We start from the raw sequence: 23,405 nt of genomic DNA, 5'->3' as shown, positions 1-23,405 counted from the left end.
CGGAGCCCCCGCATCTTTGAGCCGCGCCAGCGATTGAGGCGGGCGGGGCCGGGGCCGCAGGTCCCGGTTTCGGGAAGGGGCGGGGTGGGGGAAGGCCCCGCAAGGGCTCGGGGCGGCGGACGCCGACAGGGAGGCAGCGGCGGCCCTGCCCGGGTCGGGCGGGGGATGGGGGGCGGCCGGTGGGACGGGCCGCCGGCCTCGGCCGTGACCACCGATCCGCCCCGCCCTGGCGATCATGGACGATCGAACAAACGTTTCGCACGGGTATTCGAATTGCCTTATGGTGGAGACGGGGGAGGTGTTCACCAAGGGAAGCAGGAGGCCGCGGGTGCCCGGGTTTACGCATCTGCACACCGTTTCGGGGTTCTCCATGCGCTACGGAGGCTCCCATCCGGAACGGCTGGCGGAGCGTGCCGCCGAGCGCGGTATGGACGCCCTCGCCCTGACCGACCGCGACACCCTCGCGGGCGCGGTGCGGTTCGCGAAGGCGTGCGCGCAGGCCGGGATCCGGCCGCTGTTCGGGGTGGACCTGGCCGTGTCGGCCGCCCCCGTCCCGGCGCCCGGCTCCGGCCCCGGCCCCAGCCCCAGCCCCGGAGCCGAGGTGTCCCACCGCCGCCGGACCCCCGTCAAGGGCGGGGCCTTCGTGGACGAGTCCGCACCCCGCGCCGTCTTCCTCGCCCGCGACGGCGCCACCGGCTGGGCCGAGCTGTGCCGGATGACCACCGCCGCCCACTCGGGCGCTCCCGGCACCCCGGGCGGCACCCGCGCCGCCGGCGACCAGCCCGTCCTGCCCTGGGAGGCCCTGCACGGCACCGGCGTGTACGTCCTGCTCGGCCCCGACTCCGAGGTGGGCCGGGCCCTGGCCGCCGGCCGACCCGACCGGGCCGCGCGGCTGCTCGCGCCCTGGCGGGAGGTCCACGGGGACTCCCTGCGCCTGGAGGCCGTCCACCACGGCCGCACCGGAACCGGCCCCGGCTCGCTGCGGCTGGCCGCCCGTACCGTCGGCTTCGCCGCCGAGCAGGGCGTCCGGGCCGTGCTCACCAACGCCGTCCGCTACGCCGACCCCGGCCAGGGCCCGGTCGCCGACGTCCTCGACGCCGCCCGCCGCCTCGTCCCCGTCGACCCGCGCGGCCCCCTCGACAGCGGCGAGCGCTGGCTCAAGCCCCCGGCCGCCATGGCCGAGGCCGCCGACCGGATCGCCCGCGCCGCCGGCCTCGGCCCGGGCGACGCGCGCCGGCTGCTCGAGGAGACCCGGCGCACCGCCGAGGCGTGCACGGTCGACCCCGAGGACGACCTCGGCATCGGCTCGGTGCACTTCCCCGAGGCGCACCTCGTCGGCGCGGCCCACCGCACCGCCCAGCGGGTCCTGGCCTCCCGGGCCGCCGCGGGCATGGTGCTGCGCGGCTACGCCGGCGACCCCGCGTACTGGGAGCGGATGCACCACGAGCTCGACATCATCGCCTACCACGGCTTCGCCTCGTACTTCCTGACGGTGGCCCAGGTCGTGGACGACGTACGGGAGATGGGCATCCGGGTGGCCGCGCGCGGCTCCGGCGCCGGCTCCCTCGTCAACCACCTGCTCGGCATCGCCCACGCCGACCCCGTCGAGCAGGGCCTGCTGATGGAGCGCTTCCTGTCCAAGCGGCGCCACGTCCTGCCCGACATCGACATCGACGTGGAGTCCGCCCGCCGGCTGGAGGTCTACCGGCGGATCATCGACCGCTTCGGCACCGAGCGCGTCGCCACCGTCTCCATGCCCGAGACCTACCGGGTCCGCCACGCCGTCCGCGACGTCGGCGCCGCCCTGTCCATGGACCCGGCCACCGTCGACCGGCTGGCCAAGGCCTTCCCGCACATCCGCGCCCGTGACGCCCGCGCGGCCCTCGCCGAGCTGCCCGAACTGCGCGGCGTACGGGACGAGGAGCACGGCCGGCTGTGGGAGCTCGTCGAGGCGCTGGACGCGCTGCCGCGCGGGATCGCCATGCACCCCTGCGGGGTGCTGCTCTCCGACGCCTCCCTGCTCGCCCGCACCCCCGTGGTGCCCACCAGCGGCGAGGGCTTCCCCATGTCCCAGTTCGACAAGGACGACGTGGAGGAGCTCGGCCTGCTCAAACTCGACGTGCTGGGCGTACGGATGCAGTCCGCGATGGCGCACGCCGTCGCGGAGATCCGGCGCACCACGGGGCGGGAGATCGACCTGGACGACCCGGCGCAGGTGCCGCCGGGCGACCGGGCCACGTACGAGCTCATCCGCTCGGCCGAGACCCTGGGCTGCTTCCAGATCGAGTCCCCGGGCCAGCGCGACCTGGTGGGGCGGCTCCAACCCTCCACCTTCCACGACCTGGTCGTCGACATCTCGCTGTTCCGGCCGGGGCCGGTGGCCGCCGACATGGTGCGGCCGTTCATCGAGGCCCGGCACGGGCGGGCCCCGGTCCGCTTCCCGCACCCGGACCTGGCGCGGGCGCTGGCCGAGACGTACGGGGTGGTGGTCTTCCACGAGCAGGTCATCGAGATCGTGCACGTCATGACCGGCTGCGGGCGGGACGAGGCGGACCGGGTGCGGCGCGGGCTGTCCGACCCGGAGTCGCAGCCCCGCATCAAGGTGTGGTTCGCGGCGAAGGCCGGCGAGCGCGGCTACCCGGCCGAGGTGATCGCCCGGACCTGGGAGATCGTCGAGGCCTTCGGCAGCTACGGCTTCTGCAAGGCGCACGCGGTGGCCTTCGCCGTGCCCACGTACCAGTCGGCGTGGCTCAAGGCGCACCACCCGGCCGCCTTCTACGCCGGGCTGCTCACCCACGACCCGGGGATGTACCCCAAGCGTCTGCTGCTCGCGGACGCGAGGCGGCGGGGCGTGCCGGTGCTGCCGCTGGACGTGAACCGGTCGGCGGCCGCCCACCGCATCGAACTGGTGTCCGAGGATCCTGCGGTGTGGGGGCTCAGGCTGGCCCTGGGCGACGTCCACGGCATCAGCGGGGCCGAGGCGGCGCGGATCGAGGGCGGCCAGCCGTACGGATCGCTGCGCGACTTCTGGGAGCGGGCGCACCCCGGCCACCCCGTCGCCCAGCGGCTCGCCCAGGTCGGGGCGTTGGACGCGTTCGGCGCCAACCGGCGTGACCTGCTGCTGCACCTGTCCGAACTGCACGGGGCCCAGCGCGCGGCCGGCGTCGGTGCCGGGTCCCGCGGCGGCGGGCTGCGCGGCGGCGGGCTGCGCAGCGCACAGCTCCCGCTGGAGGGCGGCCGGTCGACGGCCTCGATCGGCCTGCCCGACCTGAACGATGCGGAGCGGCTCAGCGCGGAGCTGGGCGTCCTCGGCATGGACGCCTCGCGGCACCTGATGGGGGACCACCACGACTTCCTGGCGGAGCTGGGCGTGGTCCCGGCCGGCCGGCTGCGCGAGGTCGAGCACGGCCGGACGGTCCTGGTCGCGGGGGCCAAGGCGGCCACCCAGACCCCGCCCGTCCGGTCCGGGCGGCGGGTCATCTTCACCACCCTGGACGACGGGACCGGCCTGGTCGACCTGGCCTTCTTCGACGACAGCCACGAGACGTGTGCCCACACCGTCTTCCACTCGTTCCTGCTGCTGGTCCGGGGCGTCGTGCAGCGGCGCGGGCCGAAGAGCCTGAGCGTGGTCGGCGCGGCGGCCTGGAACCTCGCGGAGCTGGTGGAACTGCGGGCCGCGGGCGGCCTGGACGCGGTCGCCGCCCGGCTGGCCGAGCCGTCTGATTCCGGGCCGGCTCCTGCCGATTCCGATTCTGATTCTGGTTCCGATTCCGATTCTGGTTCCGATTCCGGTTCCGGTCGGCGGGTCCATCTGCCCACGGGTTACGTGATGAACCCGTGGGCCGACCTCCAGCCCGCGGGCGACGGCCCGGCCACCGGGCGCAAGCTGTGGCACTCCAGCCCGGGGAGCGCGGGATGAACGCGGAATCGGCTGCGCGGGGCCAGTCCCCCACCCCGCCCCTTCCCGAAACCGGGCTCCGCCCGGACCCGGTGCGCTCAAACGCCGCGCGGGCTGGATTTGCCGCGCAGCGGCAAAATCCAGCCCCGCCGGCGTTTGAGGCGCGGGGTCCGGGGCGGAACCGCTCCCCGCAGGGGGAAGGCGACGGCGGAGCCACCGTGCTGTGCATCCGGATGCGCCGGCTCGACGGACAGCCGATCGGAGCCCAGATGTACGCCGGCCTGCTGGAACTGCTCGGCGAGCTCACGCCCGCCGTGCAGCCGGCACCCCCCGACACCGCACTCGCGGACCTCCGCGGGGCCCTGCGCTACTTCGGCCGCAGCGCGCCCGAACTGGCGGCCCTGATCCGGGTCCGGGCCCTGGCCCGGTACGGGGTGGACTGCGCGATCGGCGCCGCCGGCAATCCGATGCTGGCCCGGATGGCGGTCGGCGCGGCCGGATACGGGCAGACCGTGACGGTCGGTCAGGATCAGACCGCCGTCAGCGAGTTCCTGGCCCGCAAGCCCGTCGCCGCCCTCGACGGCGTCGGCCCCAAGGCGGCCCGCACCCTGTGCTCGTACGGCCTCGACTCGGTCGGCCGGGTCGCCGCCGCCCCGCCCGCCGTACTGCGCCGCATCCTCGGCCCGCGGGTCGGCCGCGAGGTGCACGAACGCGCCCTCGGCATCGACCGGACCCCGGTCCGGCCCGGCGCGGCCGCCCGCTCGCTGGCCGCCGAACGGCCCTTCGCCCGCGACGAGCTGGACCCCGTACGGCACCGCCGTGCCCTGCTCTCGCTGACCGAGGAGCTCGGCGCGCGGCTCCGTACACGGAACCAGGTCTGCCGGGCCGTCTCCCTGACCGTCCGCTGCGCCGACCGCACCACCCTCACCCGGACCAGGACCCTGGCCGAACCCACCGCGCACTCCGCCGCCCTGACCGACGCGGCCTACTCCCTCTACGCGGGGCTCGGCCTCCAGCGAGCCCGGGTGCGGGCGCTGTCGCTGCGCGTCGAGGGGCTGACCCCGGCCGAACGGGCCGCCCACCAGCTGAGTTTCGACCCGCAGGACGAGAAGGCCCGGCGCCTGGAGGCCGTCACGGACCGGGTCCGGGCGCGCTTCGGGCCGCAGGCCATCGCCCGCGGCACCCTCGCGGCGTAGCGGAGTGCCGCCGGGAGGCGCGGCAGTGGCATAGCGGAGGCCCGCCGGCGGCGCGGTGGACACGTGACTTTTTTACCGACGCGTAACTTCCCTGTTTTGCTACTCGCCCGTAATTTGGCGGATGCAGCACTCCCTTGTGATCCGGATCACGGGATGAACCCCCACGTCCTTTCCCCTTGAGCCGCAAGGAGATCACTCGATGCTGCCCTGGCGACGCCTGCTCCGCCCGCTGGCCGTCCTCGTCCTCACCGCCGCCGCGCTCGCCGCCCCCACCGGCGCCGCACAGGCCGCTTCCGCACCGAGCAGCGGCTGGAACAACTGGTCCTGCAAGCCGTCGGCCGCCCACCCCCGCCCGGTCGTCCTCGTCCACGGCACCTTCGGGAACTCCGTCGACAACTGGCTCGGCTTCGCCCCGTACCTCGTCCACCGCGGGTACTGCGTCTACTCCCTCGACTACGGGCAGCTGCCCGGCGTCCCCTTCTTCAACGGGCTCGGCCCGATCGACAAGTCCGCCGGCCAGCTCGACGCCTTCGTCGACCGGGTGCTGGCCTCCACCGGGGCCCCCGAGGTCGACATCGTCGGCCACTCCCAGGGCGGCATGATGCCGAACTACTACATCAAGTTCCTGGGCGGCGCCGCCAAGGTCAACGCCCTGGTCGGACTGGCCCCCGACAACCACGGGACCACCCTGTCCGGGCTGACCCAGCTGCTGCCGTACTTCCCCGGCGCCGAGGACCTGGTCAGCTCCGCGACGCCGGGCCTGGCCGACCAGATCGCCGGATCGCCCTTCGTCACGAAGCTGAACGCGGGCGGCGACACCGTGTCCGGCGTGCAGTACACGGTGATCGCGACGAAGTACGACGAGGTGGTCACGCCGTACCGCAGCGCGTTCCTCCAGGGCACCGGGAGCAACGTGCGCAACGTCGTCCTGCAGGACCTCTGCCCGCTGGACCTCTCCGAGCACGTCGCCATCGGACTCACCGACCGGATCGCCTGGCACGAGGCGCTCAACGCCCTCGACCCGGCGCACGCCGAACGGACCACCTGCGCCTCGGTCTTCGAGTGACGGTGCGCTTGCGGGGGCGCCTCCGCTAGAAGCCGTCGCGCCGGCCTGACGTCGCCCGGCGGCGGGCCACGGCGAACAGCACGGCCGCCCCCACGGCCAGCACGCCCGCCCCGGCGATCGCGATCGCCGGGGTCGCGCTGCTGCCGCCGGTCTGCGCCAGGCCGGTGCCGGTGCCGGTGCCGGTGCCGCTGTCACTGCTGCCGTTGCCGTTGCCGTTGCCGTTGCCGGTGCTGCTGTCCGCCGCCAGGGGTCGCACGACCGGGGCGTCGGCGGTGGAGCCGTTGGTCTTCGGGTCGTTGTCCCCGTGCCCGTTGTGCTCGACGGTGGACTTGCCCTCGCCATCGGCGATCTGCTGGTCCGTCGGAGCCTTGGGCGCCTCGGAGGGCTGCCCCGAGGGCTTGGCGCTCGGCTTGCTGCCGGGCGTCGAGCTGCCCGTATTGCCCGTGGCTGCGTCCTTCCCACCGAACACCACGTCGGAGCACGTGTAGAACGCCTCCGGGCTGTCCGAGCGCTGCCAGATGCTGTAGATGAGGTGCCGCCCGGACTTGGCGGGCACCGTCCCCGAGAACACGTAGGCGCCGTTCTGCATGCCCGGGTCGGTGGCCTTCGCGAACGGCGCCGGCTCCAGGTCGGACCACTTCAGCGGCTTCGAAGGGTCGTAGCCGTCCTTGGTGATGTACAGCTCGAAGGTGCCCTTGTGCGGGGCCGTGCCCTTGTAGCGGAAGGTGTGGGCGCCGGAGGTCATCGGGCTGGCCGGCCAGTCCGCGCGGGCCAGGTCCAGCCCGCGGTACTTGTCGTTGCCGGCGGAGCAGAGCTGGCCGTTCGGGATCAGCGAGCGGTGGCTGCCCGCCGCGTTGGCGATGTTCACGGCGTTCCAGTCGTAGAACGGCTGGGTGCCGCCGGCCGCGACCGCTGCCTTGCAGGCCGCCGACTTGGGGGACTCGGGCCCCTCCGCGTAGCAGGCCGCCACCCGGCTGACCGGATCCGTCATGGAGCCGTGCGCGGCCGCGGGTCCTGCGGCGTATGCGGCCACCGCGAGCGGGGTCAGGCCGACGGCGGCGATACGGGTCACGGTACGGCTGCGGTGTGCGGGCATGGGTGGCTCCTCGGGACAGGGCAGCTTGGACGGGGTGGTGCGGCGCCGCCCCCCGTGGGCTCGGCGCCGCTCCCGGCTCCGCCAAGCTAGCTGCCCCGCACCGGCATTCCGCCCGCTTCCCGCCCCTACCGAAGATCCTTAGGCTCCGCTTAAGCCACCCATAGGAAGCCCCTCAGGTAACCACCGCACCTCCGCGGGACCACACCGCAGCCCTGCCCATGCACGAACGCCCCTGCCGACCACACCCCGTGGACGCCCGGGCAACGGCGAGGACGATGACCCGGCGGTGCCTGACACCCCCAGCGCGGGGCCCTTGCAGCCAATGACAGCTCCAATGTCCCCAATGCCCGACTCGGCGAAAGACGGTAAAACCAGACCGGCCCCCAAGTACCATCGCAGCTCACGAAGCCTGCTCCCCGCATCCGCGGGGATGCCCCCGAAAACAGCGTGGCTCAGCTCATTCACGAGTCTCTGCTCCCCGCACCCGCGGGGATGACTGTGGTGGTGTCAGGCCAGGAGGGACGTCAGGCCCGCCGGTGAGTGGGCCTGGTGGGTCAGGGTGTCGAGGGCGCGGGTGGCCTCGGTGGCGGCCTGGGGGTCGCGTTCGGCGAGGCCGCTGGCGGCGAACTCGTCCTCGTCCAGGCGCAGCACCTGCGACCCGTCCGCGGAGACCCACAGGTCCAGGTCGAGGTCCTCCACCAGGATCTCGCCGTCCCGTACCACCGCAGGGCGCGTGACGTCGCAGTACCAGCCCTTCAGGACGCCCCCGCCCGTCCGGACCTCCTTGATCGCGTACCACCGCGACCTCCAGAAGTGCTCGGTGAACACGTCGCCCGGCTCGAAGCGCACGAACCCGAAGTCCCGTACGCCGTCGGCCGCCCACGGCGCGCGTACCGTGATCCGGTCGCCCGTGTCGGCGACCACCGCCGCCGGGTAGCGGATCTTGGTGCGGCCGGCCTTGGACAGGGCCACCGTCACCTCCGGCGCCGTGGCCGGCGCGTCCAGCCGCTTGCCGTGGCGGACCTCCGTCGCGCAGACCTCGTACCCGAACCACTTGTTGATGGCGAGCATCGGCCCGTTCCCGACGTCGTTCCCGGTGAACGCCTCCCGGTACCCCGCAGCACGCGCCCGGTGCAGGGAGTCCGTCTTGGCCAGCTTGGCCAGCCCCCGTCCCCGGAACTCCCGCAGGGTGCCCGTCATCGCCGAGCCGTAGCGGGTCGCGCCGTCCGTCCGGGCGGCCGCGAAGGCGGCCACGACCCCGTCGACCAGGACGACCGAGGTCAGCTCGTGGTCGAGCTCCGGGTCCTGCCAGACGGTGCGGATCCAGTCCTGGTAGTCGTCCAGCTGCACCGGCACGTCCCCCGGCTCGTCCGCGGAGGCCGCCGCGTCGGCCTGGAAAAGCGGGCGCGGGTCCTGCGCGAACGCGGAGCCCGGCCGCAGCTCCACGCCCGCCGGGAGCGGGTCCGGGTACGGCGGCAGCGTCCCGCCGGCCAGGTCCAGCCGCTGGAAGTGCGCCGAACGGCTCGCCCGGTAGCCGCGCCGCTCCGCGAAGGCGCGCGAGGCCGCCTCGTCCGGCACCCACGCGTGGACGTCCACCGCGCCCGCCGCACGCAGGTGCTCCTCGGCCGCGCGCACCAGCGCACTGCCCGCGCCGCGGCCGCGGTGTCCGGGGTGGACGTAGGCGTTCACGAACGCCTGCCCGGGCTCGACGCTGTCGTACGCGATGCCGACCTGGGCGGTGCCGATCACGGCCCCGTCGCCGTCCTCCGCGACGAGGAGGCGGTACTTCTTCGCGGCAGGGGCGCCGGCCAGTTCGAAGGCCACCCCGGCGGCGGTGCTGATCATGAACGGCAGCGCCGCCCGCCGCACCCGGGCGACGGCCTCCGCGTCCGAGGGGTCGTTGGGGCGGAGGTCACGGATGGATACGGTCATGGGCCGACGGTAGGCGCAGGGGTGGGGGCCGTGCCTGCGAATTTCCGCGCGGATGGGGGAGAATCAGCCGCGTGACCTCGACGAACCTGAAGATCCGGATCGACGGCTCGGCCGGCTCGGCCGCCCCGTACGAGCAGCTGCGCGCGCAGATCGCCGAGGCGGCGAGGGCGGGCCGGCTGCCGGTGGGCTTCAAGCTGCCGACGGTACGCGGCTTCGCCGAGGAGCTCGGGCTCGCCGCGAACACGGTGGCGAAGGCCTACCGGGCGCTGGAGGCGGACGGGGTGATCGAGACGCGGGGCCGGGGCGGCACGTTCATCGCGGCCGCCGCCGACTCCGCCGCCCGGGAGGCCGCGGCCGCCGCGCAGGCCTTCGCGGACCGGGCGGAGCGGCTGGGGCTGACCCTCGACGAGGCCACGGCGGCCGTACTGGATGCGCTGCGGGCCCGGTACGGCCGGTAGGACTGCGGATACGGCTGGGGCTGCTGCGGCGGCTGCGGCTGCGGCTGCGCTGCGGCTGGGACGGCGGCTGCGGCTACGGCTGGGAGCGCACCGGCCGGAGGCGTGCGCTGAGGTGGTGGTGCATGGGCTGCCCCACCGCGGCCATGTCCTGTTCGACCGTCAGCTCCCCGTCCACCACCTCGTACCGGCGCCGCATGCCGGTGACCTCCTTGGCCTTCGGGGTGCACGCCACCGTGTCCGTGGCGAGCTCGATCCGGGTGCCGGCGACCACGCTGCCGAGGTACGTCTCGACGATGCCCGTCGGGTGGGCGAGGACCACCTCCAGGGAGGCGTCGGGCAGGACCCGCCACCACCCGCTCTCCCGGCCCGACGGGCGCAGGGCCGCCCCGGCCTCGTCGACCAGCCAGGCGCGGGATTCGTAGCGCAGGAACGGCCTGCCGTCGTGGCTGAACGTGATCTCCTGGCGGTAGCGGAAGCCTTGCTCGAGGGTCGGGTACTCGCCGAGGCCGGTGCCCTGCCAGCGGCCCAGGAGGTGTAGGACCGGCTTCAGTTGGGGGTGCGGGTCGGGGCCCTCGCCGAGGAGGTCGGTGTCGGGGTACGGGTTCTCCTGCGGGGCTTCGGACACGGGGGGTGCTCCTGGTTCGGTGTGCGGTATGCCGCCCCGGTCGGCGCGGGGGTGCGGGCGCCGGGGGAGGGCTTGAGCCGTCTCCATTCTCGTCGGCGCCGGCTCGGGGCTGCCGCTGCGTGGAGCGTGTCCCCTCCCCGCCCCTTCCCGCTGTGTCGGATAGCGGCTTCGCCGCGGGCGGGTCCTGCGGCCCCGGCCCCCGCTCCGCCTCAAACGCCGGCGCGGCTCAAAGATCGGGGCTCCGCCCCGGACCCCGCGCCTCAAACGCCGGCGAGGCTGGATTTCCCGCCGGGCGGGCTGGATTTCCCGCCGGGCGGGCTGGATTGTCGCCGGGTGAGTCTGGATTCTCGCCGGTCGCGGCTGGATTTCTGCCGGTCGGGGCTGGATTTCCCGCCGGGTGGGTCTGGATTGCCGCCGTGCGGGCTGGGGTTCCGCCGGGTGGGTCTGGAATTGACGCGCAGTGGCACAATCCAGCCCGCGCGGCGTTTGAGCGCACCGGGCGCGGAGCGCCCGGGACTTCCAGCCCCGCGGGCCCCTAGCCCCATCGCCCCCAGCCCCCGTCGGCGCCCCAGCCCCGCCGGCGTTTGAGGCGGCCCGGGTCCGGGGCGGAGGTCCGGGATACGGCGAAAGGGTGGGGCGGGGAGGAGCTCCGCGCAGCGGGGGACGGGGCGCGTCGACGGGACCGTGCCGGCTCGCGCAGCGGGGGACAGGGGGCGCGTCGACGGGACCGTGCCGGCTCGCGCAGCGGGGGACAGGGGGCGTGCCGGTTCCGGGCAGCGGGGGGCCGGCGGAGGGGGCCGGGGCGCGAGCGCCGCGTCAGAGGTACAGGCCCGCCTCCGGGTCGGTGGGTTGGGGCGGGAGCAGGGGCGACGGGCCGGTCGTGCCGCGGCGCAGGGCGAACAGTTCGGCCAGGGTGGCGCCTTCGCGGGAGACGCCCTCCTCGGTGCCGAGCCACTCCACCGCCTCCCGGTGCGTCAGCCGGCCGACCTCGATGCGGGCCAGGCAGCGCCCGGGCCGGACCACCGCCGGGTGCAGCCGCTCCAGGTCTTCGTTGGTCGTCACGCCGACCAGGACGTTGCGGCCCTGGCCCAGCAGGCCGTCCGTCAGGTTCAGCAGCCGTGACAGCGCCTGGCCCGCGGTGTGGCGGGCCTCGCCGCGGATCAGCTCGTCGCAGTCCTCCAGCAGCAGCAGCCGCCACCGCCCCTTCGCGGTGCCCTCGTCCTCGCCGATCGCGATGTCCATCAGGTAGCCCACGTCGTTGAACAGCCGCTCCGGGTCCAGGACGCAGTCCACCTGGCACCAGTCCCGCCAGGACCGGGCCAGCGTCCGCAGCGCGGAGGTCTTCCCCGTGCCCGGCGGCCCGTGCAGCAGCAGGAGCCGCCCCGCGATGTCGTCCGGGGTGATCTTCATCAGCCGGTCCATCGCCCCGGCCACCGGCGCGGTGTAGTTGGGCCGCACCTCCGCCCAGGTGCCGGCGGTGATCTGACGGGTGGTCCGGTACGGCCCGCGCCGCGGGGACACGTACCAGAACCCCATCGTGACGTTCTCCGGCTGCGGTTCCGGCTCGTCCTGCGCCCCGTCGGTGGCCTCGCCGAGCACTCCGGCGGCGAGCTCGTCGCTGACCGCCGTGACGGTCACGTCCGCGCCCCGGCTCCAGCGGGAGACGAGCACCGTCCAGCCCTCGCCCTCCGCGAGGACGGCGCTGCGGTCGGAGTCGCGGGCGGAGCGCAGCACGGTGGCCCGGGCGGGCAGCAGGGTCGCCTCCGGCTTGACCCGCTCGATGGTGACGCTGCGCGAGTACGGCTGCTCGCCGGACGCGAACCGACCGAGGAACAGCGCGTCCACGACGTCCGAAGGTGAATCGCTGTCGTCGACATTGAGCCGGATCGGCAGTGCGTCCTGCGGGTTGGCTGACATGGCGCCCATGATCCGGCACGAAGTGGCCCCGTGCACCCGTGTTTCCCCGGATCGGGTGCCCGGGTTCCCCCTTCAAACGCGGTGGCCGTGAAGATTCCGGGCGCAAGTCTGCCCCGAACATCCTTGGCATGGACACTTCCAGCGCATCCCCGCTGCTTGTACCACGTACTCAGGAGCCACCCAACTCCTGAGTAACCCCCACCCTCCCCCCACGGAGCCGCACATGCCTCTGCGACGCCTGCGCCGCCTGCCACGCATCGCCGCCTGGACCTCCTCCCTGTTACTCGCCGCCGGCGCCGCCCTGTTCGGCGCGGGACAAGCGGCCGCCGCCACGGCCGACTTCGGCTACGTCGCCCTCGGCGACTCGTACTCCTCCGGCGTCGGCGCCGGCAACTACGACAGCGCGAGCGGCGCCTGCAAGCGCACCTCGCGCGCCTACCCCGCCCTGTGGGCGGCCGCCCACAGCCCCCAGACCTTCGCCTTCACCGCCTGCTCGGGCGCCCGCACCGGTGACGTGCTCTCCGGCCAGCTCGGCCCGCTGAACTCCGGCACCGACCTGGTCAGCATCACCATCGGCGGCAACGACGCCGGGTTCTCCGACGTCATGACGACCTGTGTGCTCCAGTCCGAGTCCTCCTGCATCAGCCGCGTCAACCAGGCCAAGGCCTACGTCGACACCACCCTCCCCGGCCAGCTCGACCAGGTCTACGACGCCATCCGCGGCCGCGCGCCCGGCGCCCACGTCGTCGTCCTCGGCTACCCCCGCTTCTACAAGCTGAACGGCTCCTGCATCGCCGGCCTCACCGAGGGCGAGCGCTCCGCCATCAACGGTGCGGCCGACTACCTGAACGCCGCCATCGCCAAGCGCGCCGCCGACCACGGCTTCACCTTCGCCTCGGTCGCCGGGGCCTTCACCGGCCACGAGATCTGCTCCGCCAGCCCGTGGCTGCACAGCGTCAACTGGGCCAACATCGGCGAGTCGTACCACCCCACCGCCGCCGGGCAGTCCGGCGGCTACCTGCCCGTCTTCACCGGCGCGGCCTGACCGGCTCCGTCCGTACGGCCGTCACAGCGCGGCCGTCACGGCGCCGGCTCCGCGGCCGGCGACGGTGACACCGTGGCGGCCGGCGAACCGCTCGCACCGGGGGAGGAGGCCCCGCCCGTCGGGGTCTCCTTCTCGCAGGTCACGGAGTACTCCACCCATGCGGACGCCGCCTGCGCCGCCCCGCGCACCTCCAGCCGGACCGCGTCCTCGAAGGTCGCCGCCGGGTAGTACGTGAGCGCGGTGTGCTCCAGCTCCCGGCTCGCGGGCCCGTCCGCCCCGAAGGTGACGGACTGCCAGCCGGTGCCGGAGCCGGCGACGCCGCTGCGGGTCGCCCACCGGTACTCCAGCGCGGCGGGCCCGCGGTCCACCTGGACGGTCCCGGTGAAGGCCGGCGCCCGCGAGGCGGCCGGTGGACAGCTCCCGCGGTAGTCGGCCCGTACGGCGTGCACGGCCACCGTGACGTGCGGCGCGGCCGACGCCGAGGCCGAGGCCGAGGCCGAAGGGGACGCCGCGGCCGAGGCGGACGAGGACGCCTGGCCCCCCGACTGCCCCGCCGAGGCCGAGGCCGGAGCGGAGGCCGAGGTGGCAGAACCGCCCGCGTGCCCGCCCGACCCGTTCCCGGCCGCACCCCAGCCGTCCTTGAACAGCAGCCAGACCAGGATCCCGACCGCCAGCAGCAGCGCCACGACCCCGGCGGTCAGCACCGCCCCGGCACGCCCCGAGCCTCCCGGACCGCCCGGGCCGGCCGCCGGAGCCGCACCGGCCGCGCCGGGCCCGGGCAGCGGTGCGGTCCCGGACACCGGCACCGGCATGGGCAGCGGGGGTGTCGCCCTCGCCCCCGCGACGGCCGTCGGCGCCTGCGCCCCCGACACCGGCCCGCCCGGATCCCGTACGGTCCCGCCCGCCCCGATGATCCGCAGCATCCGGGCCGCCTCCGCCGCCGGGAGCCGGTCGTCGGGGTCCTTGCGCAGCAGCCCCTCCAGTACGGGCACCAGCGGCCCGGCCCGGCGCGGCGGCGGCAACTCCTCGTCCACCACGGCCCGCAGCGTGGCCAGCGGCGTGTCCTGCCGGAACGGCGGGACGCCCTCCACGGCGGCGTACAGCAGCACCCCGAGCGACCACAGGTCGGAGGCGGGACCCGGCTCCCGCCCGAGCGCCCGCTCCGGCGCGAGGAACTCGGGGGAGCCCACCACCTCGCCCGTCATCGTGAGCGCCGAGGAGCCCTCCAGGCGGGCGATCCCGAAGTCGCTCAGCACCACCCGGCCGTCGTTGGCCAGCAGTACGTTGGCGGGCTTGACGTCCCGGTGCAGCACACCCGCCTCGTGCGCCGCCCGCAGCGCGGCCAGGACCTGCTCGCCGAGGTGCGCGGCCCGCTGCGGGGTCAGCGGGCCCTCCGCCTCCAGGACCTCGGCCAGCGACAGGCCGCGGACCAGCTCCATCACGATCCAGGGCCGGCCCTCCTCGGTGACCACGTCGTAGACCGTGACGACCCCGCGGTGCGAGACGCGGGCCGCCGCCCAGGCCTCCCGTTCGAGCCGGCGGTACATCCGCCCGACCTCGGCGCCGTCCAGCCCGGCCGGGGCCCGTACCTCCTTGACGGCCACCTCGCGGGCCAGGACCTCGTCCCGGGCCCGCCACACGATGCCCATGCCGCCCCGGCCCAGCAGGCCGAGCAGTCGGTACCGGCCCGAGACGACGCGGCCGGAGCCCTCCTCCGCGTCCGTCCCGCCCATGCTGTCAGTCACGCGAGCCCCCAGGTGAGTCCATGCGTCATCGGGCGGTCACTCCAAGTTAGCGCAGTGCGCGCCGCCCGGCCCCCGCCGCGACGGGACTCGCCCGCCGACTTCCCTGAAACCCCCTCAGGAGCCGCCGTGCGTGCGGAGAGTAACCGTCGACTCCGCTGAGTAATCGTCAACTCCCCGTCCACATAGGGGTAATTCACACCACCGGGATACCCGAGGACGTAGCGGGGGCGATAGGGTTACCCTGCCCGGGCCGGGTGCCCTCGTACGGGTGGGGAGAGATCATGGAACAGATAGCAATGCGCAGCAGGCCGCCACGCGTGCCTGCCATCACCTGCGGCAGCAGTGCGACCAGCTCGCGCCTCGACCGCCACCTCGCCGTGCTCGGCGGGCCTGCCGTCCCGCACCGCGAGACCGCCGAGGCGACCCTGCTGATGCGCGAACTCACGTCCCGCGACCACACGCACCGTCTGCGGAGCCGGAGCGCGCGCGTGTCGCTCTTCGCGCCGCTGCGCCGGCTGCGTCGCTCGCTCTTCGGCAGCCGCCGTTCGTAAGAACTGTCCCCGACCCCGAGAAGTTTCGCCCCGGCCCTACGCAACCACACCTTCCCGGCGCAGTGTCGTGATCTGCGCGCCCGTCATCCCCAGGGCGCGCAGCAGGGCCTCGGTGTGTTCGCCGAGCGCCGGCACCGCGCCCATGTGCGGTGCAGCGCCTCCCGGCAGTCCGATCGGCGGCAGCAGCGCCCGCAGCGGACCGGCCGGTGATCCCACCTCCCGCCAGCGGTCGCGCGCCGCCAGCTGCGGGTGCCGTGCGAGTTGGTCCACCGAGTTCAGGCGGGCGCAGGCGATACCCGCCGCCTCCAGCCGCCCGATCGCCTCGCCGGCGTCGAGCCGGGCCAGCGCCTCGGCCACCACGGCGTCGGTCTTCTCCCGGCCGCGGGTGCGCGCCGCGTTCGTCGCGTACGCCGGGTCCTCGGCCAACTCCGGCCGATCCAGAACCTGTTCGGCGAGCCGCCGCCATTCGCGGTCGTTCTGAACGGACAGCAGCACCCGGTCGCCGTCCGCCGTCGGGTAGGCGTCGTAGGGGGCGATCACCGCGTGCGCGAGGCCCGTGCGCGCGGGCTGGCGGCCACCGTGCATCGTGTGGTGCAGCGGGTGCCCCATCCACTCCGCGAGCGCGTCGAGCATGGAGACCTCCACGCGGCCCCCGCGCCCGGTGACCCCGCGCCGCACCAGCGCCGCGAGGACGCCCGAGAAGGCGTACATGGCCGCCGCGATGTCCGCGGCCGGGATGCCCGCCTTGACCGGCTGCTCGGGCGTGCCCGTCACCGAGACCAGGCCCGCCTCGCACTGCACGAGCATGTCGTAGGCGCGCTTGTGGGCGTACGGGCCCTGCGAGCCGTAGCCGGAGACGTCCACGGCGACCAGCCGCGGGTAGCGCGCGCACAGCGCGGCCGAGTCCAGGCCGAGGCGGGCGGCGGCGCCGTGGGCGAGGTTCTGCACGAACACGTCCGCGCCGTCGAGGAGGCCGTGCAGGATCTCCAGGCCGCGCGGGTCCTTCAGGTCCAGCGCGATCGACTCCTTGCCGCGGTTGGCCCACACGAAGTGCGAGGCGAGCCCGCCCGCGGCCGTGTCGTAGGCGCGGGCGAAGTCGCCGCCGTCGGGCCGCTCCACCTTCACCACCCGGGCGCCGAGGTCGGCGAGCTGCCGGGTGGCGAACGGCGCCGAGACCGCCTGCTCGACGGCGACGACGGTGACCCCTTCGAGGGGCAGCGGATCCACGGGCTGCGGGTGCGTGTCAGGTGCCATGGGGCCTGCCTACCGGCTCGGACCCGGCCCTGTCACCGGGTCCGGTGCCGGTATCCGGCGTTTCGCACGTTTTTTCCCGTGCCCCGGCCGCAGCGTCGGGCCCGTATCAGGCGCCGGGCCCGTCACCGGCGCCGGGCCCGTCACCGGCGCCGGGCCCCTCAGTGGCGCACGTCCCTCTCGGTGGCGTACGTCCCTCGGCGGCTTGCCTCCCTCGGCGGCGCCGGCCCGTCAGTCCCGGCCGCGTGCGAAGCGGCGCGTGGCCGGCGGGGCGAAGAGGACCAGCAGGAGCAGCGACCAGGCGACGGCGCCCGCGACGGGGTGGGCCGCAGGCCAGGCGGCTCCCGCCGCGGCCTCGCCGCCCGCGTTCCCGCACAGCGACCGCACCGCGGTCGCGACCGAGCTGATCGGGTTCCATTCCGCGACCGTGCGCAGCCAGCCGGGCAGTCCGGCGGTCGGCAGGTACGCGCTGGACAGCATCGGCAGGACGAAGGTGGAGCTGCCGAGTTGCCCGGCCGCCTCCTCGCTCTTGCTGAGCAGGCCGAGGTACGTCCCCACCCAGGCGGTCGCGAACCGGAAGAGCATCAGCACGCCCAGCGCCCCGAGCGCGCCCGGCAGCCCGTTCTCGATCCGCCAGCCCATGGCGAGGCCCACCAGCATCAGCGGCACCAGCGACACCGCCGTGGTCAGCAGATCGGCGGCCGTCTGCCCGAGCGGCACCGCGGCGCGGCTCATCGGGAGCGTGCGGAAACGGTCCATCACTCCGCGGTGGGCGTCCTGCGCGGCCGTGAACATGCCGGTCATCAGCCCGTTCGCGGCGGTCGCGGCCAGCAGCCCGGGCACCAGGAACTCGCGGTACTCCGAGCCCGGCATGGCGAGCGCGCTGCCGAACACGTAGCCGAAGAACAGCAGCATCATGATCGGCATGGTCTGGGTGAGGACCAGTAGCGCGGGCGCGTGCCGGGCCTTCTGGAGCTGGCGGGTGAGGACGGCGGCGCCGTCCGACAGCAGGGCGGTGGCGCTCATGCGGCGGGCTCCTTCGCGGTGCGGGGCGCGGACGCGCCCGGGGCGTCGTGGGGTCCGGTGCGGTCGTCGGCGCCGGCGCCGACGCCGGCATCAGTGCTGCCGGTGCCGCTGCCTCCGGGGCCGGCCTCCCGGACGCGGGTCAGGCGCAGGAACACCTCGTCGAGGGTGGGCGCGCGCAGGCTCGCGTCGGTGACCGGGATCCCGGCGGTGTCGAGGGCGCGGATGATCCGGGGCAGGGTCAGTGCCGGGTCCAGGACGGTGACCCCGGCGGTCAGCCGCTCCGCGTCGAGCACGGGCCGCCCGCCCGTGAGCTGGTCGAGGACCACGGCCGCGCCCGCGAGCGCGGGGGTCTCGGCGACGGTGACCTCCGCATGGGCGCCGATCCGGGCCTTGAGCTCGGCCGGGGTGCCCGTGGCGGCTGCCCGGCCGCGGTCGACGACCACGATGTCGTCGGCGAGGCGGTCGGCCTCCTCCAGGTACTGCGTGGTGAGCAGGACCGTCGTCCCCTCGTCGGCGAGGGCCCGCACCGCGGTCCAGATGTGCTCGCGGGCCGCCGGGTCGAGGCCGGTGGTCGGTTCGTCGAGGAAGAGCACCCGGGGCCGGGTGATCAGCCCGGCGGCCAGGTCCAGGCGCCGGCGCATGCCGCCGGACCAGGTGGAGGCCACCCGGTCGGCCGCCTCGTCCAGCCCGAAGCGGTCCAGCAGTTCGTCGGCGCGGGTCCGCCCCCGCGCGCCGCGCAGTCCGGCGAGCCGGGCGAACAGGCGCAGGTTCTCCCGGCCCGTCAGGTCCCCGTCGACCGAGGCGTACTGCCCGGTGACCCCGATGGCCCGGCGGACGGCCTCCCCGGCGCGCACGACGTCGTGTCCGGCGACCAGGGCGCGGCCTGCGGAGGGCCGGGTGAGCGTGGTGAGGATGCGGACGGCGGTGGTCTTGCCCGCGCCGTTGGGGCCGAGGAGGCCGCAGACCGTTCCCTCGGGGACCGCGAGGTCGAGGCCGCGCAGGGCGTGCACCTCGCCGAAGCGCTTCTCGAGCCCCTCACTAAGTACAGCGTACGTAGTAGTTGTCATGGGCGGCACCCTAGCGCATTACGTACGGTGTACGTAACTAGGATGGTGGCGAGGTGATGACCGATGACAGCCAGCGGGCGACCCGCTGAACCCGAGGTGATCTGGGCCCGCCCGCAGCGCGCCGGCCGCGGCCCGCGGCCCGCGCACACCCGCGGCTCGATCGCGGCCGAGGCGGTGCGGATCGCCGACGCGGAGGGGATCGACGCCGTCTCCATGCGGCGGGTGGCGGCCGGGATCGGCGCCGGGACGATGTCCCTGTACAACTACGTGCCGCGCAAGGAGGACCTGTACGAGCTGATGGTCGACGCGGTCAGCGGCGAGTACGAGCTGAGCCCGCCGACCGGGGACTGGCGGGCCGACCTGCTGGCCCTGGCCCGGCAGACGCGGGAGCTGATGCACCGCCACCCGTGGCTGCCCAGGCTGCTGTCACCGGTGTACGGCTTCAGCCCCCACGCCCTGCGCTACCTGGAGCACAGCCTGGACTGCCTGGCCCCGCTGGAGGTGTCCGGCGGCGAGAAGCTGGAGCTCGTCGCCGCGGTCAACGGGACGGCGGCGACCTTCGTGGCGAACGAGCTCGCCCTCGCCGAGCGGGCCCGCTCGCTGCCGTGGAGCGAGGCCGCCGAGGAGGGCGTACGGATGGCCTGGCTCGGCTCCCGCCTGGCGAGCGGCGCCTACCCGCGGCTCGCGGAGGCCCTCGCCGACAGCCACCCGGTGGCCGAGGCGACCGCCGACATGGCCGCCGTCTTCGACCGCACGGTGACGCGGCTGCTGGATGCCTGGGACCGGGCCTGAGGGAGCAGGGCCGAGGTGGCCGGGCCCACGGACCGCGGGAGGCCCGGCGGCCTGTCAGAGCAGGGCGAACTGCCCGCCCGGACCCTCCTCCCGGTGGTCCAGCACCGACGCCGGGCGGCGCGACCGGGGCGGCACCGGCAGCACCCCGGCGGCCGCCAGCCCGGCGCGCGTCAGCCCGGCGCGCGCCGGCAGCGGCCCGGCCGCGAAGGCCGCCCGCTCCCCGGCCAGCCCGGCCAGCAGGGCGAGCGTGGTCACCAGGGCCAGCAGCTCGGAGGTCCAGGCCTGCGGCCACTCGGCCGGGCCCAGCGCGTCCAGCCCCTCGGCCTGCGGGTCCCGGTGCGCGCAGCGGGCCGCGAACCAGGCCTGCAGCACCCGGGTCCCGCCCTGCACCTCGTACTCCCAGGCCTCCCGCGGCACCGGCGAGACCGTGCCCGCCCCGAGGCCCAGCGTCTCGGTCTCCGGGTCGTAGCCCAGCGCGCCGGGCCAGGCCGTTACCGCGGAGCGGACGTACGGACGGCGCCCGCCCGGCAGCCGCGGCGCCTCGCCCCCGGGCCCGCCGCGCAACTGGACCGCGAGCAGCCGCCGGCCCAGCTCCACCCCGGCCCGCCAGACCTCGGGATCCGCCGTGAGCGGGACCTCGTACCCCCGCGTGCCCGGCCGGCCCGCGGCGAGGATCCAGCACAGCACGTCCCGCGGGGCGACCGGGGCGCCGTAGCGCTCGGCCAGCAGCGCCGGCAGGCCCGGCGCGAGGTTCGGCTCGGCCCCGCCGGGACGGCGGTACAGCGGGCGGATCCTGCCGACCCGGCCGACCGGCAGGTGTGCGGTGACCAGCAGGCCCGCGCCCGGGGCCTCGACCGCGAAGAGCTGGTGCCCGTCCCGGACCCGCCACAGCTGCGGTCGGGCGGTGTCGATCAGCCGTTGGTCGGGCAGCAGCCACTGCTCGTCGAAGGGGGCGCGCAGCACCCGTACGGGCTCCGGGCAGGGGCCGGGCGCGTCGGCGAAGCCGGAGGTGGAGGCGGAGCGCTGGCCGGGCAGCGCGGCCGCCCCGGCGGTGGCCGACCGGGTCCGGGTCGGCCGGAACAGCCGCTCCTGCTCCCCGGCTTCGGCGCCGGCCAGGACCGCCCAGCGGGTGCGCAGGGTCGCCGGATCGGGGGCGGCGACCCAGTCGCGGCCCAGGCGCGGGCCGCTCTCGGCCCAGGGCATCAGCTCGTCCAGCAGCGGGGCCGGCAGCGGTTGGTCAGGGCTCACCCGGCAGATGGTAGCGACGGGCTCCGGAGGCCGCCGCGGCCCGCACGGCTGTGTCCGGACCGAAGCGTTACGCTCCTTATGTACGGAAGGTCCGCATGTGCGCCTTCCGAAGAGCTCCGAAGAGCCGAGGAGTGGTCATGAGTCAGTACGACGAATACTCGACTCCGTCGCAGGCCGAAGGCGAGCGGCTCGACGAGGACATGGACGAGAAGGAGAAGAGGGCGGCCCACCACCCCCAGACCCAGCGCACCACCCCCTCGCAGGCGGAGGGAGAGCGCAGCGCCGAGGACGACGAGAAGTAGGGCCGAGGACGACGAGCAGCAGGGCGGCCGCCGGCCCTCAGTGGGCGTCGACGGTCACCGTGAAGGAGAACCGGTCGCCCCGGTACCGGATCCGCGCCACGTCCACGACCCGGCCGTCCTCGTCGTACGTGACGCCCGTGTAGTGCAGGATCGGGCTCAGCAGCGGCACCTGCAGCAGCTCCGCCGTCTCCGGGTCGGCGAGCCGCGCCTCGACCGTGTCCGTGATCCGGCTGATCCGCACCCCGACCACGTCCCGCAGCACCTTCGTCATCGGCCAGCGCGCCAGGTCGTCCAGGTCGACCTTGTCCGCGATCTCCGGACGGACCGCGTTCTCCGCCCAGTTGGTCGGCTCGCCGCTCTCGCCGTCATGGCGCAGGCGCCGGTACGTGACCACCTCGGCCGTGTCCGGGAAGTGCTCCAGCAGCTCCCCGGACACGGCCGTGCGCGCGTGCCCGAGCACCGTCGTACGGTCGCCCGACTGCTGCGCCACGATCGCGTCGACCGAGCCCAGCAGCCGGACCGGCGCGCTGCGCCGCGCGCCCGGCTCGATGAACGTGCCGCGCCGCCGGTGCCGGCTGATCAGCCCCTCGCCCTCCAGCTCCTTGAGCGCCTGCCGCATGGTCAGCACGCTCACCCCGTAGTGCTCGGCGAGCTGCTCCTCCGTGGGCAGGCGCAGCGAGGCGTCCGGCGTGCGGCCCAGTATCGAGGCGCGCAGCGACTGCGACACCTGGTACCAGAGCGGCAGCTTCCGGTTGAGCACCAGCGAATCGGGGGCGAAGGCGGTCACGGGTGGTTCTCCGTAGGGACGAGGTGTGGGGCCCGCAGCCCCTCCCGGCGGTGGCCGGGGGAGCATCTTAGGCGCGGAAGTGACGCTCCAGACCCTGCCAGACGTCGTCATAGCCCTGCTGGAGGTGCTCGGCGCCGGCCGCCTGGGCGGTGGTAGTGATCGGCCAGCGGGTCTCGAACATGAAGGCCAGGCCGTCGTCGATCTTCTGCGGCTTCAGCTCGGCGGCGCTGGCGCGGTCGAAGGTCTCCCGATCCGGTCCGTGCGCGGACATCATGTTGTGCAGGGAGCCGCCGCCCGGGACGAACCCCTCGGCCTTGGCGTCGTACGCGCCCTCGATCAGGCCCATGTACTCGCTCATCACGTTGCGGTGGAAGTACGGCGGGCGGAAGGTGTCCTCGCCGACCAGCCAGCGCGGCGCGAAGACCACGAAGTCCACGCCCGCCAGCCCCGGAGTGTCGGAGGGCGAGGTCAGCACCGTGAAGATCGACGGGTCCGGGTGGTCGTAGCTGATGGAGCCCAGGACGTTGAAACGGCGCAGGTCGTAGACGTAAGGGGTGTGCGTGCCGTACCAGGCCACCACGTCCAGCGGGGAGTGGTCGTAGGTGGCGGACCACAGGTTGCCGCAGAACTTGTTGACCACCTCGGTCGGGCGGTCCTCGTCCTCGTACGCCGCCACCGGTGCCCGGAAGTCGCGGGCGTTGGCCAGGCCGTTGGCGCCGATGGGGCCGAGGTTCGGCAGCTCGAACGGCTGGCCGTAGTTCTCGCAGACGTACCCGCGCGCGTCGTCGTCGAGCAGCTCGACGCGGAAGCGGACGCCGCGCGGGATCAGGGCGACCTCGCCGGGGCGGGCGGCGAGCAGGCCGAGCTCGGTGCGCAGCAGCAGGCCGCCGCGCTCGGGGACGATCAGCAGCTCGCCGTCGGAGTCGCTGAACACCCGGTCGGTCATGTCGGCGTTGGCGGCGTAGAGGTGGATGGCCATGCCGGTGCGCTGGGTGGCGTCGCCGTTGCCGCCGAGCGTCCACAGGCCGGCCAGGAAGTCGGTGCCGGGGGCCGGGGCGGGCAGCGGGTTCCAGCGCAGGCGGTTGGGGTCGGCCTCGGCGTCGGTGAACGGCGCGGTGCGCAGGGCGCCGTTGCCGGTGCGGGTGAACCGCGGGTGGGCGGCGGAAGGACGGATCCGGTACAGCCAGGAGCGGCGGTTGTGGCTGCGGGGCTCGGTGAACGCGCTGCCGCTGAGCTGCTCCGCGTACAGGCCGAGGGGGGCGCGCTGGGGCGAGTTGCGGCCGTGGGGGAGTGCGCCGGGGACGGCCTCCGAGCTGTGCTCGTTGCCGAAGCCGGTGAGGTACTCCAGGGCCTCGGCCGTCTTCCTGGCCTGCTCGCTCATGGGTGCTTCCGCTCTGTCGAAG

Annotated in this window: 19 protein-coding genes and 1 pseudogene; 8 read left to right on the top strand and 12 right to left on the bottom strand. The window is 74.8% G+C overall.

Annotation, left to right across the window (positions count from 1 at the left end):
• Positions 1-328 precede the first annotated feature (328 nt).
• From ABZ924_RS22370 to ABZ924_RS22360, 3 genes are all read left to right on the top strand, one after another.
• Entirely contained in the window at positions 329-3,919 is a 3,591-nt protein-coding gene (locus ABZ924_RS22370; protein WP_361912423.1) for a DNA polymerase III subunit alpha, read from the top strand.
• A gap of 212 nt (positions 3,920-4,131) precedes the next feature.
• Entirely contained in the window at positions 4,132-5,094 is a 963-nt protein-coding gene (locus ABZ924_RS22365; protein WP_361912437.1) for a hypothetical protein, read from the top strand.
• 199 nt (positions 5,095-5,293) lie between these two features.
• Positions 5,294-6,160, top strand: coding sequence for an alpha/beta fold hydrolase (locus ABZ924_RS22360; protein ID WP_361912420.1), 867 nt, complete (start codon positions 5,294-5,296; stop codon positions 6,158-6,160).
• Between the two features lie 25 nt (positions 6,161-6,185).
• Here the strand turns inward: ABZ924_RS22360 and ABZ924_RS22355 are convergent, their stop codons facing one another.
• From ABZ924_RS22355 to ABZ924_RS22345, 3 genes and pseudogenes are all read right to left on the bottom strand, one after another.
• Positions 6,186-7,256 (bottom strand): lytic polysaccharide monooxygenase, encoded by a 1,071-nt coding sequence (locus ABZ924_RS22355; RefSeq protein ID WP_361912417.1) that lies wholly within the window; start codon positions 7,254-7,256, stop codon positions 6,186-6,188.
• Between the two features lie 507 nt (positions 7,257-7,763).
• Entirely contained in the window at positions 7,764-8,084 is a 321-nt protein-coding gene (locus ABZ924_RS22350; protein WP_361912435.1) for a DUF402 domain-containing protein, read from the bottom strand.
• A 174-nt stretch (positions 8,085-8,258) separates the two neighbouring features.
• Positions 8,259-9,188, bottom strand: a pseudogene (locus tag ABZ924_RS22345) (GNAT family N-acetyltransferase); the annotation flags it as partial.
• 71 nt (positions 9,189-9,259) lie between these two features.
• Between ABZ924_RS22345 and ABZ924_RS22340 the strand changes: the two are divergent.
• Positions 9,260-9,646, top strand: coding sequence for a GntR family transcriptional regulator (locus tag ABZ924_RS22340; RefSeq protein ID WP_361912414.1), 387 nt, complete (start codon positions 9,260-9,262; stop codon positions 9,644-9,646).
• 73 nt (positions 9,647-9,719) lie between these two features.
• Here the strand turns inward: ABZ924_RS22340 and ABZ924_RS22335 are convergent, their stop codons facing one another.
• Both ABZ924_RS22335 and ABZ924_RS22330 read right to left on the bottom strand, forming a co-directional pair.
• Positions 9,720-10,271: an FABP family protein gene (locus ABZ924_RS22335; protein ID WP_361912411.1), complete on the bottom strand. Its 552-nt coding sequence runs from the start codon at positions 10,269-10,271 to the stop codon at positions 9,720-9,722.
• A gap of 816 nt (positions 10,272-11,087) precedes the next feature.
• Positions 11,088-12,188 carry a DUF5925 domain-containing protein gene (locus ABZ924_RS22330; RefSeq protein ID WP_361912408.1) on the bottom strand — a complete coding sequence of 367 codons (1,101 nt, stop codon included), beginning with the start codon at positions 12,186-12,188 and terminating at the stop codon, positions 11,088-11,090.
• Between the two features lie 223 nt (positions 12,189-12,411).
• Here ABZ924_RS22330 and ABZ924_RS22325 point away from each other — a divergent pair, with 223 nt between their 5' ends.
• The gene (locus ABZ924_RS22325; protein ID WP_361912405.1) at positions 12,412-13,233 is read left to right on the top strand and encodes an SGNH/GDSL hydrolase family protein; all 822 of its coding nucleotides are present in this window, start codon (positions 12,412-12,414) and stop codon (positions 13,231-13,233) included.
• Between the two features lie 35 nt (positions 13,234-13,268).
• On the opposite strand, the gene ABZ924_RS22320 is transcribed toward ABZ924_RS22325, so the two are convergent.
• Entirely contained in the window at positions 13,269-14,966 is a 1,698-nt protein-coding gene (locus ABZ924_RS22320) for a serine/threonine-protein kinase (protein WP_361912432.1), read from the bottom strand.
• A 293-nt stretch (positions 14,967-15,259) separates the two neighbouring features.
• On the opposite strand from ABZ924_RS22320, the gene ABZ924_RS22315 reads away from it, so the two are divergent.
• The gene (locus ABZ924_RS22315) at positions 15,260-15,529 is read left to right on the top strand and encodes a hypothetical protein (protein ID WP_078628425.1); all 270 of its coding nucleotides are present in this window, start codon (positions 15,260-15,262) and stop codon (positions 15,527-15,529) included.
• A 36-nt stretch (positions 15,530-15,565) separates the two neighbouring features.
• On the opposite strand, the gene ABZ924_RS22310 is transcribed toward ABZ924_RS22315, so the two are convergent.
• From ABZ924_RS22310 to ABZ924_RS22300, 3 genes are all read right to left on the bottom strand, one after another.
• Positions 15,566-16,783: a CaiB/BaiF CoA-transferase family protein gene (locus ABZ924_RS22310; protein WP_361912403.1), complete on the bottom strand. Its 1,218-nt coding sequence runs from the start codon at positions 16,781-16,783 to the stop codon at positions 15,566-15,568.
• Between the two features lie 228 nt (positions 16,784-17,011).
• Positions 17,012-17,806 (bottom strand): ABC transporter permease, encoded by a 795-nt coding sequence (locus tag ABZ924_RS22305; protein WP_361912400.1) that lies wholly within the window; start codon positions 17,804-17,806, stop codon positions 17,012-17,014.
• Entirely contained in the window at positions 17,803-18,873 is a 1,071-nt protein-coding gene (locus ABZ924_RS22300; protein WP_361912398.1) for an ATP-binding cassette domain-containing protein, read from the bottom strand. Before ABZ924_RS22300 ends, ABZ924_RS22305 begins: the two co-directional genes overlap by 4 nt.
• 63 nt (positions 18,874-18,936) lie before the next feature.
• Here ABZ924_RS22300 and ABZ924_RS22295 point away from each other — a divergent pair, with 63 nt between their 5' ends.
• Positions 18,937-19,665, top strand: a complete 729-nt coding sequence (locus ABZ924_RS22295; RefSeq protein WP_361912395.1) for a TetR/AcrR family transcriptional regulator C-terminal domain-containing protein — start codon at positions 18,937-18,939, stop codon at positions 19,663-19,665.
• Positions 19,666-19,719: 54 nt separating this feature from the next.
• On the opposite strand, the gene ABZ924_RS22290 is transcribed toward ABZ924_RS22295, so the two are convergent.
• Positions 19,720-20,868 (bottom strand): type ISP restriction/modification enzyme, encoded by a 1,149-nt coding sequence (locus ABZ924_RS22290; RefSeq protein WP_361912429.1) that lies wholly within the window; start codon positions 20,866-20,868, stop codon positions 19,720-19,722.
• Between the two features lie 182 nt (positions 20,869-21,050).
• Between ABZ924_RS22290 and ABZ924_RS22285 the strand changes: the two genes are divergently transcribed.
• Positions 21,051-21,215, top strand: a complete 165-nt coding sequence (locus ABZ924_RS22285) for a hypothetical protein (RefSeq protein WP_361912392.1) — start codon at positions 21,051-21,053, stop codon at positions 21,213-21,215.
• A gap of 37 nt (positions 21,216-21,252) precedes the next feature.
• Here the strand turns inward: ABZ924_RS22285 and ABZ924_RS22280 are convergent, their stop codons facing one another.
• Positions 21,253-22,002, bottom strand: coding sequence for a GntR family transcriptional regulator (locus tag ABZ924_RS22280; RefSeq protein WP_361912389.1), 750 nt, complete (start codon positions 22,000-22,002; stop codon positions 21,253-21,255).
• A gap of 67 nt (positions 22,003-22,069) precedes the next feature.
• Positions 22,070-23,383, bottom strand: a complete 1,314-nt coding sequence (gene hmgA / locus ABZ924_RS22275) for a homogentisate 1,2-dioxygenase (RefSeq protein WP_361912387.1) — start codon at positions 23,381-23,383, stop codon at positions 22,070-22,072.
• Positions 23,384-23,405: the final 22 nt, after the last annotated feature.

Source organism: Streptomyces sp. NPDC046876, from assembly GCF_040645035.1.
Lineage (GTDB): Bacteria > Actinomycetota > Actinomycetes > Streptomycetales > Streptomycetaceae > Streptomyces.
Note: the sequence above shows the minus strand (reverse complement) of the source record. Positions and strands in the feature narration are given on the sequence as shown.